Here is a 14,438-nt window from a genome sequence, read left to right on the forward strand (position 1 = left end):
GGCCGACGGCGGTGCCGTCGGCCCACCGGGCCCGCGGGTCGGCCGGAGCCGGTCAGTGGCCGCAGCAGGAGGTGCACTCCTTCACCTGGACGTCGTCGAGGACCGGGCCGTACGCGCCGCCGACGGTGCTGACGAAGCTCAGGGTGGTGGACGTGCCCTGCGCGACGAAGGTGAACTGGCGCCCCACGTAGCCCATGGCGGCCCTCGTCCTGCCGGTGACGTCGAAGGAGAAGTCCTGGAAGTCCTGGCCGTCGATCAGCGCCCGGCCGGTGCGCAGGGCGACCCCGCCTTCGGGGTTGCCGGCGAGCGCGTAGGTGACGGAGTAGGTGGTGCCCGGGGTGGTGGTGAAGCCCTGGGCGACGGTGCCGCTGCCGGAGCCGTTGAGGTCGAGCGACTGGTCGCCCTCGGCGGCCTGCCAGAACCCGGCGCCGATCAGGTCGACGTTGCCGGCGGTGACCTTCCACGGGCCGATGGTCTGACCGGCGGACACCCCGGTGAAGGAGTTCGCCGGGACCTTCGGGGTCTCGAAGCTGCCGTCGTCGAAGCGGCTGAGCGCGCGGTGGCCGCCGGCGGCCTGGGCCGGGGCGGCCAGGGCGGTGGCGCCGACGACGAGCAGGACGGCGAGGGCGGTGCGGGTGCGGGAGAGCGGCACGGGTGGTCCTCCGAGGAGTGGTGGGGATCAACCGATGATCGGCCGATGATCGGCTGTGCACAGAGCGTCTTCGGTCACGGTGATCGCTGCCAAGACGGGACGGGCGGCGCCCGGTGGCGTGCACGGCCCCCGGGCAGGCTCTCGCGCGCCGGTTTCGACCGGGCCGGTGCGGCGGCGCCGGGCGGGAGGACCGTTCCCGGCGGTCGGCCCGGGCCGATCCGCCGTCATCAGGACGGCCCCGTCCAGGGAGTGGGACGATCCGCGCGAGCCCCCACCCCGTCGTGCGCTCCGGCCTAGGCTGAGCCGGTGATCGACGACACGCGCATCTGCTTCATCGGGGACTCCTTCGTCCAGGGCCTCGGCGACCCGGAGTTCCGCGGGTGGGTCGGCCGGGCGCTCCAGGCCTGCGCGGCCGACGTCACCGCGTACAACCTGGGCGTCCGCCGCAACACCTCCACGGACGTGCTGCGCCGCTGCTGGGCGGAGGTCGAGGCGCGTACGGTGCCCGGCGCCGACCACCGGCTGGTCGTCTCGGTCGGCAGCAACGACTCCACCGAGTCGCCGTCCGGCGGCCCGCGCGTCCCGCCGGACCGGACGCGGACGAACCTGGCCGCGCTGCTCGACGGCGCCCGGGACCGCAGCCACGGCGCCCTGGTGGTCGGGCCGCCCCCGGTGGTCATGGGCGGCGCCCGGCAACTGGACCGGATGCTGGCCCTGGTCCCGCTGCTCGCCGAGGTCTGCGCGGAGCGCGCCGTGCCGTTCGTCGACGTCACCCGGGCGCTGGCCGGGAACCCCGCGTGGGTGGCCGAGGCCACCGCGGGGGACGGCGCCCACCCGGGCGCGGGCGGCTACGCGGCGCTGGCCGAGCTCGTCCTGGCCGGCGGCTTCCGGGACTGGCTCCTGGCGGGCCGGGCCGACCGGGCGGCGCGCGCGGGCAGCGCGGACCGGCAGACCCCGACGGCCCCGGAGGCCCTGGCGACGCCCGAGGCCCCGACGGCCCCGGAGTCCCCGACGGCCCGGCCGGCCTGACGCACACCCGGCTCCGGGAGACCCGCCCGCCCCGGTGGCCCGGCCCCGGCGGACGCGCTTGACCTCGAGAGCACTCCAAGGTGAATGCTGGACGCGTCGGTCCACCGCACGACCGCCGCACCACCACCGCACAGATGGGAACACCGCCATGCGCAACGCCACGTTCGGTACCAACGGCCCGGAGACCGGTGTCATCGGCCTCGGCTGCATGGGGATGACCTGGGCGTACGACGTGCACAACCGGGACGACGACAACTCCGTCCGGGTGATCCGCCAGGCGCTGGACCTCGGGGTCACCCTCATCGACACCGCCGACATCTACGGCCCCTACAGCAACGAGGAGGTGGTGGGCGCGGCCCTGGCCGGCCCGTACCGGGAGCGCGCCTTCCTGGCCACCAAGGTCGGCCTCGTCCCGGGCGCCGGCGGCGAGCGGGTCGGGCGCGACGGCCGGCCCGAGCACGTGCGGCGCGCGATCGACGACAGCCTGCGCCGGCTCGGCACCGACCACGTCGACCTCTACCAGCTGCACCGGGTCGACCCGGAGGTCCCGATCGAGGAGACCTGGGGTGCGCTCGCCGAGGCCGTGGAGGCCGGCAAGGCCCGCCGGATCGGCCTGTCCGAGGTGAGCGTCGAGGAGATCGAGCGGGCCCGGGCGGTGCACCCGGTGGCCTCCGTGCAGTCGGAGCTGTCGCTCTGGACCCGGGACGCCCTGGCCGACGTCCTGCCGTACACCGAGGAGCACGGGATCGCCTTCCTGCCGTTCTCCCCGCTCGGCCGGGGCTTCCTGACCGGCAGCATCTCCTCCTTCGACGAGCTCCCGGCGGACGACTTCCGCCGTGCCCTGCCGCGCTTCCAGCAGGACGCGCTGAAGGCGAACCTGGAGCTGGTCGGCAGGGTCGAGGCGGTCGCCGAGCGGGTCGGCGCGACCCCGGCCCAGGTGGCGCTGGCCTGGGTGCTGGCGCAGGGGCGTCACGTCTTCCCGATCCCGGGGACCCGCACGCCGCGCTACCTGGTGGACAACGCGGGGGCGGCCGAGGTCGTGCTCACCGCCGCCGACCTGGCCGAGCTGGACGCGCTGCCGGCGCCGACCGGCGGGCGCTACTGACCGGCGGGCGCCACCGGCCGGCGCCCGCGCCAGCCGCGACGAACCCGCGCCCGCCACCGCCGGCCACACCGGCCGCCCGCCACCCGTGGGCGCGGCCCCGCTACCGCTCCATCACCCAGATCAGCTGCCGCCCGGTCTCGGCCGGCGCCCGGACGGCGGCCGCGGCGACCCGGTCGAGCCGGTAGCCGAGCTTGCGCGGGACGGCCGCGCTGGCGCCGTTCGCCTCGTCGCAGTGGATCTCCACCCGGGCGATGCCGGGCAGGGCCAGCGCGGCCTCGGTGAGCGCGGCGGTGGCGGTGGTGGCGATGCCGCGCCCGGCGTGCCGCGCGGCGACCCAGTAGCCGATCTCCAGCGCGCCGGGGCCGATCCGGCCGTGCAGGCCGAAGGCGCCGATCACCCCGCCGGGTTCGGCGTCCAGGCCGACCAGGTACATGAAGTCGGTGCCGGCCTCCCAGGCGAGGGCGCCGGCCCTGGTCAGCTCGGCGGACTGGGCCCGGCTGGGGGCCTCGGCCGCCCACTCCATCCAGGGCCGCAGGTGGTCGAGGTTGGCGCGGACGGCCTTGTTGAGGGCGAGCGCGTGGGTGGTGCGGCGGCGCAGCAGCGAGATCCCGCCGGGCAGCCGCAGCACCTCGGGCGGCCGCCCGGTGGTGACCTCCTGCGGGCCGGGGCCGGGGCCGGGGAACGGTGCGGGCGGGTGGTCGCAGGACCGTGGCTGCGGGTGGCTCATGACCGCGATTATGTCCTTGGCCGGGACCTGTCACCAGCCGGGTCCCGGGCGGCGCCCGCCCGCACGCCCCGGCGTGCGCGACCGGCCGCTCAGAGCCGGACGAGCACCTCGTCGAGCTCCTTGCGCCGCAGGTCCGGGACGCGCGCCCCGTCGGCCGGGTAGCCGACCGGGATGACGTAGGCGGCGCGCTCCTCGACCGGGCGGTCGCACACCTCGTTGAGGAACCTCATCGGGCTCGGCGTGTGGGTCAGGGTGGCCAGGCCGGCCTGGTGCAGGGAGGCCAGCAGCAGGCCGACGGCGATGCCCACCGACTCCTTGGTGTAGTACGGGCGCGGCGAGTCGGGCCCCTTGTGGACCTCGAACACCACGATCACCGCCGGTGCGTCCTCCAGGAACGGCTTGCGCCAGTCGGTGCCGATCGGTGCCAGTGCGGCCAGCCACTCCGCCGAGGCGCGGTGCGCGTAGAACTCGCGCTCCTCGGCCTCGGCGGCCTCGCGCAGCCGCCGCTTGCGCTCCGGGTCGGTGATCACCACGAACCGCCAGGGCTGGACGTGCGCGCCGCTGGGCGCGGTGTTGGCGGTCCGGACCGCCCACTCGACCACGCCGTCCGGGATCGGGCGGGTCGCGTAGTCGCGGACGGTCCGGCGCAGCGCCATCACGTCGTGGAAGGACCTGCTGCGGGCCTCGGCCTCGTGGGCGGGCACCGTCATGGGGCGGAGCGGGACGCTCGGGTAGGAGCTGCCGTCCGCCGTGCTGTCGATCGTACGGTTCTCAACCATGGTCGACAGCACAGCACATGGGCGCCGTGCCGGGAAGAGGTAGAGACCAATGGCGGTCTACAGCTCGTGCACCCGCCCGCCCCGGACCTCGATCCGCCGGTTCACCGCGACGGTGTCCAGCATCCGCCGGTCGTGGGTGACCAGCAGCAGGGTGCCGGTGTACGAGGAGAGCGCGGACTCCAACTGCTCGATCGCGGGCAGGTCCAGGTGGTTGGTGGGCTCGTCCAGCACCAGCAGGTTGACCCCGCGCGCCTGCAGCAGCGCGAGCGCGGCCCGGGTGCGCTCGCCGGGGGAGAGGGTGTCGGCCGGGCGCAGGACGTGCACCGCCTTGAGGCCGAACTTGGCCAGCAGGGTGCGCACCTCCTCCGGCGTGAGCTCCGGCACGGCGGCGGCGAACGCCTCCGCCAGCGGCTCGCCGCCGAGGAACAGCCCGCGCGCCTGGTCGACCTCGCCGACCACCACGCCGGAGCCCAACGAGGCGTTGCCGGAGTCGAGTTCGAGTCGGCCGAGCAGGGCGGCCAGCAGCGTGGACTTGCCCGCGCCGTTGGCGCCGGTGATGGCGATCCGGTCCGCCCAGTCGATCTGCAGGTCCACCGGGCCGAACGCGAAGTCGCCGCGCCGGGCGACGGCCGCGCGCAGGGTGGCGACCACCGCGCCGGAGCGCGGCGCGGTGGCGATCTCCATCCGCAGCTCCCACTCCTTGCGGGGCTCCTCGACCACGTCCAGCCGCTCGATCATCCGCTGGGTCTGGCGGGCCTTGGAGGCCTGCTTCTCGGTGGACTCGGCGCGCACCGCGCGGCCCATCTTGTCGTTGTCGCTGGACTTGCGGCGGGCGTTGCGCACGCCGTGCTCCATCCAGCCGCGCTGCATCCGGGCCCGGGCCTCCAGCCCGGCCTTGGTGTCGGCGTACTCCTCGTACTCCTCGCGGGCGTGCCGGCGGGCGACGTCGCGCTCCTCCAGGTACGCCTCGTAGCCGCCGCCGTACAGGTTGACCTGCTGCTGGTGCAGGTCCAGTTCGAGCACCTTGGTGACGGTGCGGGCCAGGAACTCGCGGTCGTGGCTGATCAGCACGGTGCCCGCGCGCAGGCCCTTGACGAAGGACTCCAGCCGCTCCAGGCCGTCCAGGTCGAGGTCGTTGGTGGGCTCGTCGAGCAGGAAGACGTCGTAGCGGGAGAGCAGCAGCGAGGCGAGGCCGGCCCGGGCGGCCTGGCCGCCGGACAGCGCCGTCATCGGCAGGTCGAGCGAGACCTTCAGCCCGAGCGAGTCGGCGACCTCCTCGGCGCGCTCCTCCAGGTCGGCGCCGCCGAGGTCCAGCCAGCGGTCCAGACTGACGGCGTAGGCGTCGTCGGCGCCCGGGCGGCCCTCGACGAGGCCCTCGGTGGCCTCGTCCAGCGCGGCCTGCGCGGCGGCCACCCCGGTGCGGCGGGCCAGGAAGTCGCGGACGGACTCGCCCTCGCGTCGCTCCGGCTCCTGCGGCAGGTGGCCGACGTTGGCGCTCGCCGGGCTCAGCCGCAGCGAACCGCCCTCGGGTGTGTCCAGGCCGGCCAGCAGCCGCAGCAGCGTCGACTTGCCGGCGCCGTTCACGCCGACCAGGCCGATCACGTCGCCCGGGGCGACGACCAGGTCCAGGCCGGAGAAGAGGGTGCGTTCGCCGTGGCCGGCGGCGAGGTCCTTGACTACGAGTGTGGCGCTCATGATGAGCCCGATTGTAGGAGGAGGGCGCCGGGCGGCGGAAAACCCGCAGGGTGCCGGGCCGGCGGGCCCGGCGCGGGCGGCGGGTGCAGGGGGACGCCCGGGGGCCGCGGCCGCGCCGGCCGCGGCCCCCGGGCGCGTGAGGGTCGCCCCTCAGCGGATCACTTGGCCTTCTTCGAGAAGTAGTCGAACATGTGCGCCGCCACGTCCTCGAGGTACGGGCCGGCCTCGTAGGTGTTCGCCCCGTTGCCGATGGAGGTGTCGCTGACCAGGGCCGGCTTGCCGTCCTTGGTCGCGTACCAGCCGCCGCCGCTGCTGCCGCCGGTCATGTTGCAGCCGATCAGCAGCATCGCCGGGCGGCTCGGGTCGCCGGTCTTCTTGGCGGGCTTGCCGCCGTCGCAGTGCTCCAGCTCGACGCCGTCGAAGGGCTTGCCCTCCGGGAAGCCGTAGTTGCTGACGGAGGCGAGCTGCTCGCGCGGGGCGTTGAACCACAGCGGCACCGAGCCGCCGACGGTCTCCTCGAGCGACTTGCCGTTCGGGTCGGGGTTGGCGACCTTGATGATGCCGAAGTCGTACTGGCTCCAGGGGCCGCCGTGCTCCGGGTCGGCCTCCGAGGTCCACTGCGGGGAGACCATGCCGGCGGTCGCGCCCCACTCGCCGTACGGCTCGGCGTCGTCCAGCTTGGACTTCTGCTTGTTGCCGTTGCTCAGCACGCCGTTGCTGTTGAAGGCCGGGGCGAAGGTGATGTCGGTGTAGTACTTGTTGCCCTTGCCGCCGTGCAGGCAGTGGCTCGCGGTCCACACCAGGTTGCTCTTGCCGGGGTTGGCCGGGTCGGAGACGACGGTGCCGGAGCAGACGTAGTCCTCGTTGCCGTCCTTGAAGAAGATCTTGCCGTTGACGTGCATGTTCTTCGGGAACGGGTGCGCCACGGGCTTCGCCGGGACGACGGCGGGCAGCTGGTCGGGCCCGGTCGGCGGCTGGGCGGCGGTGGGCTGGGCCGGGGCCGCGGTGGTGGGCTGCGCCGGGGCAGCGCCGGTCGGCTGGGCGGGCGCCTGCGTCGGGTCCTGGGCCGGGGCCTGCGGCAGCGGCTTGGGCTTGGCGTTCAGCAGCTTCTGCAGGGTCCAGTAGCCCTTGACCGCCGGGGTGACGACGTTCTCCTTGGCCCACTTGTCCCAGTCCTCGAGCTTCCAGGTCTTCAGCTCTTCGACGGTCGGCAGCTTGAGCGGCGCCGCGCCCGGCTTGCCGGAGGCGCTGGCGGCCACCGTGGGGGCCGCGGTCTGGGCCCCGGCCGGGTCGCTGTTGTCGGGGCCGCACGAGGTGGCGGCCAGCACGGTCAGCGCGGCGACGGAAGCGCCCAGGACGGCACGGCTCGGCCGGGATATCGGTGACATGAGTTCAGTTCCCCCTGTGAATAACGGCCGCACGCCCCGTTCCGCGGGTACGGCCCCGGGAGGGGCCGCAGGTGCGGCAGGTGAGGAGTCTGCCATGCGGATAAGGACCTCCTTACGCCCGCCCCGGGCTGGGACGGAGCCGTCACCGGATCGGCACCGGATCGGCACCCGCCCTCCTCCGGCGCCCGAAAACCGGTTGTCCGCGTCCGGCGGCGTGCGTAGCGTGGTCCGAGCCACCAGCCAGACAAGGAGAAGGCCGTTGCTCTACTGAGGTCCCGGGACACCGCCCCCGCCGCGCAGGCCTGTTGCCGTGCGGTGCGCGAGTGTGCGACCTCGGTCACGGCCCCCTGGCGAGCCCGGTCCCCGCGCGTCCTCCTGGACGCGCGGCCGACCTCCGGCGACTCCCCCCGGCCGTAGCGGCCCGCACCCGCGGTGTCTCCCCGTGTTGCTCCCCCTTCCTTCGGCAACCATCCGGGAGTCCCTTCATGGCACAACCCACCACCGCCGTGCTCTGCACCGACCTGTCCTTCGAGTGGCCGGACGGCAAGCCCGTCCTGGACGGCTTCCACCTCGCGGTCGGCCCCGGCCGCACCGGCCTGATCGGGCTCAACGGCGCCGGCAAGTCCACCCTGCTGCGGCTGCTGGCCGGCGAGCTGACCCCGACCGGCGGCACCGTCCGGGTCGACGGCGAACTCGGCCACCTCCCGCAGGGCCTGACGCTGGACACCGGGCTGCGGGTGGACGAGGCGCTCGGCGTCCGGGCCGCCCGCGAGGCCCTGCACGCCATCGAGTCCGGCGACACCGACCAGCGCCACTTCGACGCGGTCGGCGACGACTGGGACGTCGAGGAGCGCGCCCGCGCCACCCTCGACCGGCTCGGCCTGCACCGGCTCGACCTCGACCGCACCACCGGCGAACTCTCCGGCGGCGAGGCCGTGTTGCTGCGCCTCGCCGCGCTGCTCATGCGCCGCCCCGACGTCCTGCTGCTGGACGAGCCCACCAACAACCTCGACCGGGCCGCCCGGGAGCGGCTCTACGAGACGGTGGCGGGCTGGCACGGCGTCATGCTGATCGTCAGCCACGACCGCGAACTGCTGCAGCACGTCGACCAGATCGCCGACCTGAGGGACGGCGCGGTGACGTGGTACGGGGGCAACTTCGCCGCGTACGAGCGCACCCTGGCCGCCCAGCAGGAGACGGCCGAGCGGCTCCTGCGCAACGCCGAGGCCGACGTCCAGCGCCAGAAGCGGGACCTCACCGAGGCCCGCGTCCGGCTCGAGCGCAGCGCCAGCTACGGGAGGAAGCGCTCGATCGCCCGCAACGACCCGCACATCGTCGCGGGCAAGCTCAAACGCCAGGGCCAGGAGACGGCCGGGCGGCTCCAGGGCATGCACACCGAACGCCTGGAGGAGGCCAGGCAGCGGCTCACCGCCGCGGAGGAGGCCGTCCGCGACGACGCCGCGATCCGGATCGACCTGCCGCGCACCGCCGTCCCGGCCGGGCGCACCGTGCTCACCCTGCAGAAGGTCCGGCTGCCGCACGGCATCACCGCCGACCTCGATCTGCGCGGCCCCGAGCGGGTCGCCCTGGTCGGCCGCAACGGCGCGGGCAAGAGCACCCTGCTGCGAGCCGTCGCGGGCGAACTCGCGGCGCTGGAGGGGGAGATCACCACCCCGGTGCCGCTGCGCCACCTGCCGCAGCGGCTCGACCTGCTGGACGACGGGCTCACCGTGGTGGAGAACGTCAAGTCCTTCGCCCCCTCGGCGGGGGACAACGCGATCCGGGCCCGGCTGGCGCGCTTCCTGTTCCGCGGCGGCCGGGCCGACCAGCGGGCCGCCACCCTCTCCGGGGGCGAGCGGTTCCGGGCCACCCTGGCCGCCCTGCTGCTGGCCGACCCGCCGCCGCAGCTGCTGCTGCTCGACGAGCCGACCAACAACCTGGACCTCGCCAGCGTCCGCCAGCTCACCGAGGCGCTCGCCGCCTACCGGGGCGCGCTGATCGTGGCCAGCCACGACCTGCCGTTCCTGCGCGGCCTGGGCCCGACCAGGTGGTTGGAGCTGGACGGCGACCTGCGGGCGGTGGACCCGATGTGACGGCGCCGGTGCGGTGCCACCGCCGGCCGTGCCCGGGCCGTGCCCCGGGCACGGCCGGCTCCCCGGCGGCGCCGTGGCGGGGCGCCCGGCCGGAGCCCGTGGGCCCTGTCGCGGGCTCCGGCGGGCTCCGGCGGCGGGGCCGGTTCGGTACCCAACTCCGGTGTGCTCCAGTACCATCGGCGCCATGCCTGCGCTCAACATCGAGTACACGGAGCACGAGCTCGCCGCGATCCGCGAGGCCGCCGCCGCCGACGGGAAGAGCGTCAAGGCCTACGTCCACGACCTGAGCGTGCGGGAGCAGCAGCGGCGGGTGTTCGTGGACCACGCGGTGGCGTTCTGGAAGGCGCACCGGGCCGAGTTCGACGCCGCGTTCCCGGAGGACGCGCCCGCCGCGTGAACGGCAGGGGTGCGGAGCGGGCGCTGCTCCACGTCGACCTGCGCTGGCTGCTGGACGTCCAGGAGCTGGCCTCGCCCGAGGACCTCAGCGTGCGGGACTACTCGGCGCTGCAGGCCGCCGTCGCCCGGCACCGGGTGAACACCGCCCAGCTCGGCCACGACGCGGACGCCGCCTGGTGCGCGGCCACCCTGATGCACACGATCGTGCTGCTGCGGCCGCTGCCGGTGCGCAACAACCTGTACGCCTGCATGACGACGGCCGCGTACATGCACGCGGCCGGGGAGGGCGTCGACCCGCCGTACGGGGCGCTGGTCGAGCTGGCGAGGGACGTCGCCGAGGGGCGGGCGGACGTGTACGCGGCGGCCGACCGGATCCGCGCCTGGCGGATCTGAGGCCGGTCGCCGCTCGCGGCCGTCGTCGGGCGGGGACCGGTGCGCCCGGGCGGGCGTGCTAGGCCCGGGCGGGCCGGAGTCTGGCGGCCACCAGGGTGCCGAGTCGGTCGAGGCCGACCACGGCGGCCGCGAGCACGGTGAACTCGACGGTCAGCAGGGCGATCTGGCCCCAGACGTAGCCGTAGCCCTTGGTGGTGGGGTCGAAGAAGAAGTAGGGGTAGGGCGTCGGGTAGTCGTCGAAGAGCGCGTTGCGGGTCAGCACGATCGCGGCGTAGCCGAGCGGGAACGCCAGCCACAACGGGACGTCCTTCCAGGCCGCCGCGTTGCGCGGCTTCAGCACCAGCCAGTCGACGATCACCATCACCGGCGTGACGTAGTGCAGGAAGAAGGACGACCAGTGGGCGAGCCGGTCCGGCCCGTCGACCAGCCCGGGCAGCGGGTTGGCGCCGTGCTGGAGCAGGATGTGCGAGACCAGCCCGGTGATCAGGATGTAGAGGGTGGCGGCGCCGCGCAGCCGGGGCGCGGGCGCGTCCACGGTGCCGCGCTCGGTCATCCAGTACACCGCGCCGATGAAGTAGCCGAGCACGATGACGTTGCTCTGCACGGTGAAGTACACCAGTGGCGCCGTCCCGAGGGTCAGGCCGAGGCCCGCCGAGAGCACGATTCCCATGCGCCACCAGAGCGCGGGGCGGGTCCGGACAGTCATGCGGCCACCAGTTCGTTCCAGGCGATACGGGAGGTATCGGGCGGTTGCGGGGGAATCCCGCACTCTACTCGCAGGTAGCGGCCGGACGGAAGAAACGTCCCTGCCGGTGACCGGACGGCCCGGGCGGTCCGCTCACCGGCAGGTGTCCTCAGCCCGGCAGCACGAAGCCCGACTCGTACGCGGCGATCACCGCCTGGGTGCGGTCGCGGGCACCGAGCTTGGCGAGCACGCCGCCCACGTGCGTCTTCACCGTCTCCTGGCTGACCACCAGCTCCCGGGCGATCTCGCCGTTGTTGAGGCCGGTGGCCATCAACCGCAGCACCTGGCCCTCCCGTTCGGTCAGCCGGCCGATCGGCCCGCGCTCCGGGGCGGCGGCCCGGCGGGACTCCGCGCCTTGGCGCAGCGCGAGTTCGCGGACGGCCGCCGGGAAGAGCAGCGAGTCGCCGCGCGCGACCAGCCGCACCGCTTGGACCATCTCCTCGGCCCGCGCCCGCTTGAGCAGGAACCCGGCCGCGCCGGCCCGCAGCGCGTCGTACACGTGGTCGTCGTGCTCGAAGGTGGTGACCACCAGGATCCGCGGAGGCTCGGCCATCCCGCCGACCAGCTGCTCGGTGGCCCGGATGCCGTCGATGCCGGGCATCCGGACGTCCATCAGCACCACGTCCGGTCGCAGCTCGCGCACCAGCGGGACGACCTCGGCGCCGTCCGCGGCCTCGCCGACCACGGTGAGGTCCGGCTCGGCGTCGATCACCACCCGCAGGCCGGCCCGCACCAGCCGCTCGTCGTCGGCGATCACCACGCGGACGGTCCCGCCGCCGGCACCCCCGTCGCGGTGGTGCCCGTCGCGGTGCTGGCCGTCGCGGTGCTGGCCGTCCTGGCGGACGCCCCCGTCGCGGCGGTGCCCGTCGCGGTCGTACTCGTTCATCCTGCTGTTCCTCCCACCGGCAGCCAGACGGCCAGCCGCCACGTCGTCCCGTCCGCGCTGGGCCCGGCCGTGCTGCCGCCGCGCAGGGCCGTCGCGCGCTCCCCGATCCCGCGCAGCCCCCGCCCGCCGCCGGGGCGGCTCGGGCGGGCGGTGCCCAGCGGGTTGGTCAGTTCGATCTCCAGCCGGCCCCCGGCCAGCGCCACCCGCAGCCCGGCCGGTGCGGGCCCGGCGTGCCGCAGCACGTTGGTCAGGCCCTCCTGCACGATCCGGTAGGCCTCGCGGGAGACCCCGGCCGGCAGCCGGGCCAGGCCGGGGGCCAGGTCGGCGGACACCGTGACGCCGGTGCGGGCCAGTTGGCGCAGCAGGTCGTCCAGCCCGCCGAGGGTGGGGCCGGCCGGTCCGGCGGCGTCCTCCTCGCGCAGCAGCCCGAGCACGGTGTCCAGCTCGGCGACGGCCGCCCGTGCGGTCTCCTCGATCGCCTGCAGCGCCTCGGCCGCGAAGTCCGGGTCGCTGCGCAGCACCCGGGCGGCCGCCGAGGCCTGGATGCCGACGGCGCTGAGCGCGTGGCCGACCGAGTCGTGCAGCTCGCGGGCCAGCCGGTTGCGCTGGGCCAGTACGGTGGCCCGGCGCTCGGCCGCGGCCAGCCGCTCCTCCGGGGTCGGGCCGAGCAGGACGGGGGCCCAGCGGGCCAGCAGCGCGCCGCAGGCGGCGTTGGTGACGACGATCAGCAGTAGGACGGCGAGGCCCAGCGCCGGCCCGGTGAGCATCCAGCCGGGGAAACGGTTCTCCCAGTACTGCGCGAGGTCCGCGGCCCCGCCGAAGGAGAACATCAGCACCACCGCGAACGGCACCCCGGCGAGCGTCATCCCGGAGACCACCCCGCCGAAGAACAGGTGCAGCACGTACCAGAGCGCGGTGCGCCGGCGGGCCGCCCACGAGCGGGACGGACCGGTCGCCAGCTCCTCGGGCCGCTCCGCCGCGCACAGCGCCCGCGCCGCGGCCCCCTCCAGCGGGCGGACGGTCGGCACCAGCGCGGTGACGGCGGCCATCGGCAGGGAGGTGAACAGCGAGGCGATCTGCAACAGCACCTGGCGCAGGTGCCCCTGGGCCGGGTTGAGCGCCCCGAACAGCACCACCGAGAGCATCCAGTACGGCATCAGCAGGGCGCCGCCCAGCACCAGGTGCGTCCAGCGCAGTCGCGCCCGCCGGCCGAACCCGGCCCCGGCCGCACGCCGGATCCGGCTGCCCACCCCCGTGTTCACCCGGGCGACTCTACGTCAGCGGCCGCTCCGGGGAGAGCCATCCGCCCGGGCCGGGGCCCGGTACCGGCCGTACCGGCCGCACCCGCCGCCACCCGTCGCGCCGCCGCCCGCTCCACCAGCGCCACCGCGCCCACCACCAGGACCAGCAGCCCCGTCACCACCTGGGCGGCCTGCACCAGCGGCATCAGCCCGGGAACGGCCTTGCCCAGGTCCGTCACCCTGGTCGTGGTCGCGCCGAAGGCCACCACCTGCCAGCCGCCCCAGCCGAACAGCGAGCCGGAGGCCGTCCAGGCCACGAGCAGCGGCCCGACCAGCCGCCGCCGCGGCCCGGCCCGGAACACGAGGGCCAGCAGCGCGCCGACGGCGGCCACCGCCATCACCGCGGTCACCCCCTCCATCACCGCCACGCCCCGGTTGTGGTCCTCGGCCATGGTCGTCGGCAGCCCGGCGGTGCCGCCGCAGGCCCAGTAGGTGCGGGCCGCCGCGACGCCCAGGGCGAGCAGGGCGGCGGCGCAGGCGAGCGTGCGCTGCACGGTCAGCGTGGGGGAGTCGGGCAGGTCGCCGATCCGCTCCCGCAGCAGGCCCGGCCAGCGCCGCCGGGCGTACAGCGCGAAGGCGGTGAGCAGGGCGACCCCCTGGACGGCGAACCCGCCGTACACCACCCCGAAGACCCAGCCGCCGAGCCCGTCGGGGCCGTCCTGGCGGCTCTCCGGAGCGGGGCCGGCCAGCAGGGTGCTCAGCAGGAGCAGCGGCAGCGCGACGAGGATGGTTCCGAGCAGTCCGGTGGCGACCCACATCGGGAACGCCACCAGCCCGGCGGGCGCCCGCCGGCCCCATGGCCGGACGAAGGCCAGGGCCAGGGCCAGGGCGACGGCGTCCATGCCGAAGGTGAGCAGGTTCACCAGCCAGAGCGCGTCCAGGGCGGCCGGGTCGTCGGCGCCCACCGGATGGCCGGTCAGCCAGAGCGTCTTGAGCGTCAGGTACGGCACCGTCGCCAGGACGGCGACCCAGGCCGCCCCCGCCCGCACCGCGTTCTCGTAGGTCCTCATGGGTTCCACGGTCGCGCCCCGCCCGGGGGCGCCACGTCAACCCGGTGAAGGGTCGCCCTCCCCCTCCCGGGGGATCTTCCCGCGCGCCCCTCCTCCCGGCCCGGGGGAGGCTCGTTGATCCGCACGCGCACCGTACGAACCGCACGCGCACCGCAGGAACCCGCACGCGCGGCGCGCGCCCGTCGGCGCACCGTACGGGCCGGCGGGCGCAGCGCACCGCACCCGCACCCGCGCCGGCC

The 14,438-nt window shown here is 75.2% G+C and carries 14 protein-coding genes; 5 read left to right on the forward strand and 9 right to left on the reverse strand.

All coding sequences use genetic code 11. From position 1 onward, the window contains the following. Positions 1-52 precede the first annotated feature (52 nt). Positions 53-652 carry a choice-of-anchor C family protein gene (locus tag ACIA8Q_RS21235; RefSeq protein ID WP_360214114.1) on the reverse strand — a complete coding sequence of 200 codons (600 nt, stop codon included), beginning with the start codon at positions 650-652 and terminating at the stop codon, positions 53-55. A gap of 306 nt (positions 653-958) precedes the next feature. Here ACIA8Q_RS21235 and ACIA8Q_RS21240 point away from each other — a divergent pair, with 306 nt between their 5' ends. Together ACIA8Q_RS21240 and ACIA8Q_RS21245 are read left to right on the forward strand one after the other, a co-directional pair. Next, entirely contained in the window at positions 959-1,681 is a 723-nt protein-coding gene (locus tag ACIA8Q_RS21240; protein WP_360214116.1) for a GDSL-type esterase/lipase family protein, read from the forward strand. 148 nt (positions 1,682-1,829) lie between these two features. Then, positions 1,830-2,786, forward strand: coding sequence for an aldo/keto reductase (locus tag ACIA8Q_RS21245; RefSeq protein WP_360214118.1), 957 nt, complete (start codon positions 1,830-1,832; stop codon positions 2,784-2,786). A gap of 100 nt (positions 2,787-2,886) precedes the next feature. On the opposite strand, the gene ACIA8Q_RS21250 is transcribed toward ACIA8Q_RS21245, so the two are convergent. From ACIA8Q_RS21250 to ACIA8Q_RS21265, 4 genes are all read right to left on the reverse strand, one after another. Further along, a complete protein-coding gene (locus ACIA8Q_RS21250) occupies positions 2,887-3,513 on the reverse strand; it encodes a GNAT family N-acetyltransferase (RefSeq protein WP_387904902.1) in 627 nt (208 codons plus the stop codon). An 89-nt stretch (positions 3,514-3,602) separates the two neighbouring features. Continuing rightward, on the reverse strand, positions 3,603-4,292 hold the full coding sequence (locus tag ACIA8Q_RS21255; RefSeq protein ID WP_360214122.1) for a nitroreductase family protein: 690 nt from the start codon (positions 4,290-4,292) through the stop codon (positions 3,603-3,605). Between the two features lie 57 nt (positions 4,293-4,349). Beyond that, on the reverse strand, positions 4,350-5,987 hold the full coding sequence (locus tag ACIA8Q_RS21260; RefSeq protein ID WP_360214124.1) for an ABC-F family ATP-binding cassette domain-containing protein: 1,638 nt from the start codon (positions 5,985-5,987) through the stop codon (positions 4,350-4,352). Positions 5,988-6,145: 158 nt separating this feature from the next. Next, the gene (locus ACIA8Q_RS21265; RefSeq protein ID WP_360214126.1) at positions 6,146-7,375 is read right to left on the reverse strand and encodes a hypothetical protein; all 1,230 of its coding nucleotides are present in this window, start codon (positions 7,373-7,375) and stop codon (positions 6,146-6,148) included. A gap of 485 nt (positions 7,376-7,860) precedes the next feature. On the opposite strand from ACIA8Q_RS21265, the gene ACIA8Q_RS21270 reads away from it, so the two are divergent. The 3 genes from ACIA8Q_RS21270 to ACIA8Q_RS21280 all read left to right on the forward strand — a co-directional run bounded on the left by ACIA8Q_RS21270 (position 7,861) and on the right by ACIA8Q_RS21280 (position 10,257). Beyond that, positions 7,861-9,468: an ABC-F family ATP-binding cassette domain-containing protein gene (locus ACIA8Q_RS21270; protein ID WP_360214128.1), complete on the forward strand. Its 1,608-nt coding sequence runs from the start codon at positions 7,861-7,863 to the stop codon at positions 9,466-9,468. Positions 9,469-9,652: 184 nt separating this feature from the next. Then, the gene (locus tag ACIA8Q_RS21275) at positions 9,653-9,865 is read left to right on the forward strand and encodes a hypothetical protein (RefSeq protein ID WP_360214130.1); all 213 of its coding nucleotides are present in this window, start codon (positions 9,653-9,655) and stop codon (positions 9,863-9,865) included. Beyond that, the gene (locus ACIA8Q_RS21280) at positions 9,862-10,257 is read left to right on the forward strand and encodes a toxin Doc (protein WP_360214132.1); all 396 of its coding nucleotides are present in this window, start codon (positions 9,862-9,864) and stop codon (positions 10,255-10,257) included. The genes ACIA8Q_RS21275 and ACIA8Q_RS21280 overlap by 4 nt, the downstream gene beginning before the upstream one ends. A gap of 58 nt (positions 10,258-10,315) precedes the next feature. Here the strand turns inward: ACIA8Q_RS21280 and ACIA8Q_RS21285 are convergent, their stop codons facing one another. The 4 genes from ACIA8Q_RS21285 to ACIA8Q_RS21300 form a co-directional block, all read right to left on the reverse strand. Beyond that, positions 10,316-10,963, reverse strand: coding sequence for a Pr6Pr family membrane protein (locus tag ACIA8Q_RS21285; protein ID WP_360214134.1), 648 nt, complete (start codon positions 10,961-10,963; stop codon positions 10,316-10,318). Between the two features lie 148 nt (positions 10,964-11,111). Then, positions 11,112-11,888 (reverse strand): response regulator transcription factor, encoded by a 777-nt coding sequence (locus ACIA8Q_RS21290; protein ID WP_360214136.1) that lies wholly within the window; start codon positions 11,886-11,888, stop codon positions 11,112-11,114. Beyond that, positions 11,885-13,150 carry a histidine kinase gene (locus ACIA8Q_RS21295; protein WP_360214138.1) on the reverse strand — a complete coding sequence of 422 codons (1,266 nt, stop codon included), beginning with the start codon at positions 13,148-13,150 and terminating at the stop codon, positions 11,885-11,887. The genes ACIA8Q_RS21290 and ACIA8Q_RS21295 overlap by 4 nt, the downstream gene beginning before the upstream one ends. Further along, a complete protein-coding gene (locus ACIA8Q_RS21300; protein ID WP_360214140.1) occupies positions 13,147-14,199 on the reverse strand; it encodes a hypothetical protein in 1,053 nt (350 codons plus the stop codon). Before ACIA8Q_RS21300 ends, ACIA8Q_RS21295 begins: the two co-directional genes overlap by 4 nt. Between the last annotated feature and the right edge of the window lie 239 nt (positions 14,200-14,438).

The sequence above is a fragment of the Kitasatospora sp. NPDC051705 genome (genome assembly GCF_044453265.1).
Taxonomy (GTDB): Bacteria; Actinomycetota; Actinomycetes; order Streptomycetales; family Streptomycetaceae; genus Kitasatospora.

Coding starts and splice junctions, on each gene's coding strand:
- ACIA8Q_RS21260 (WP_360214124.1), bottom strand. CDS start 5,987: ATGAGCGCCACACTCGTAGTCAAGGACCTCGCCGCCGGCCACGGCGAA.
- ACIA8Q_RS21270 (WP_360214128.1), top strand. CDS start 7,861: ATGGCACAACCCACCACCGCCGTGCTCTGCACCGACCTGTCCTTCGAG.
- ACIA8Q_RS21285 (WP_360214134.1), bottom strand. CDS start 10,963: ATGACTGTCCGGACCCGCCCCGCGCTCTGGTGGCGCATGGGAATCGTG.
- ACIA8Q_RS21300 (WP_360214140.1), bottom strand. CDS start 14,199: ATGAGGACCTACGAGAACGCGGTGCGGGCGGGGGCGGCCTGGGTCGCC.
- ACIA8Q_RS21250 (WP_387904902.1), bottom strand. CDS start 3,513: ATGAGCCACCCGCAGCCACGGTCCTGCGACCACCCGCCCGCACCGTTC.
- ACIA8Q_RS21290 (WP_360214136.1), bottom strand. CDS start 11,888: ATGAACGAGTACGACCGCGACGGGCACCGCCGCGACGGGGGCGTCCGC.
- ACIA8Q_RS21255 (WP_360214122.1), bottom strand. CDS start 4,292: ATGGTTGAGAACCGTACGATCGACAGCACGGCGGACGGCAGCTCCTAC.
- ACIA8Q_RS21265 (WP_360214126.1), bottom strand. CDS start 7,375: ATGTCACCGATATCCCGGCCGAGCCGTGCCGTCCTGGGCGCTTCCGTC.
- ACIA8Q_RS21245 (WP_360214118.1), top strand. CDS start 1,830: ATGCGCAACGCCACGTTCGGTACCAACGGCCCGGAGACCGGTGTCATC.
- ACIA8Q_RS21275 (WP_360214130.1), top strand. CDS start 9,653: ATGCCTGCGCTCAACATCGAGTACACGGAGCACGAGCTCGCCGCGATC.